Consider the following 939-nt stretch of genomic DNA (forward strand, 5'->3'; position numbering starts at 1 on the left):
GTCACCGCCCGCTCCGGCCACCCCGCCACCGCCGCCGTACGCGGCCTGCTGCGCACCGCCCAACTCGAACACCCCGACCGCATCGTCCTCGCCGAACTCGACGGCACGACGGAGTCCAGGAAGGCCCTGGCCGCCGCCGTAGCCACGGGTGAGCCCCAGTTCAGGCTCTCGGAAGGCGCGTTGAGCGTTCCCCGGCTGGTGCGGCACACACCGCCCGCCGAACCCGCCACCCCCGTCTTCACCGGCACCGTCCTCATCACCGGCGGCACCGGATCACTCGGCTCCCTCATCGCCCGCCACCTCGTCACCCACCACCACGTCACCTCCCTCCTCCTCACCAACCGCAGCGGACCCCACACCGACCAAGCCCGACACCTCACCACCGAACTCCACACCCTCGGCGCCACCGACATCACCATCACCGCCTGCGACACCACCGACCGCGACGCCCTCGAAACCCTCCTCCACCACCACCCCGTTACCGCCGTCATCCACACCGCCGGCACCCTCGACGACGGCACCCTCACCTCCCTCACCCCCGACCGCCTCACCACCGTCCTCGCCCCCAAAGCCGACGGCGCCTGGCACCTCCACGAACTCACCACCCACCACCACCTCGACGCCTTCGTCCTCTTCTCCTCCATCTCCGGCACACTCGGCAACCCCGGACAAGCCAACTACAGCGCCGCCAACGCCTTCCTCGACGAACTCGCCACCCTCCGCCACCACCAAGGCCAACCCGCCACCTCCCTCGCCTGGGGCCTGTGGGAACAGACCGACGGCATGGCCGGCTCGCTCGACGACACCGCCCAACGCCGCGCCGGCCGCACCGGCATGCGCGCCCTGACGGCGGAAGAAGGGCTCGCACTGCTCGACGCCGCCCTCACCGACCCCCACCCCCCCCTCGTCCCCGCCCGCCTCGACCTCGCCGCCTACGCC

1 protein-coding gene is annotated in these 939 nt (G+C 72.0%); it reads left to right on the forward strand.

Features of this window, described 5'->3' with window-relative positions; genetic code table 11:
* Positions 1-939, forward strand: a 939-nt coding sequence (locus IF37_RS40365) for a beta-ketoacyl reductase (RefSeq protein WP_037858384.1), incomplete at both ends; no start/stop codon positions are given.

This window comes from Streptomyces sp. NRRL S-31, from assembly GCF_000718775.1.
In the GTDB taxonomy this organism is placed as follows: Bacteria; Actinomycetota; Actinomycetes; order Streptomycetales; family Streptomycetaceae; genus Streptomyces.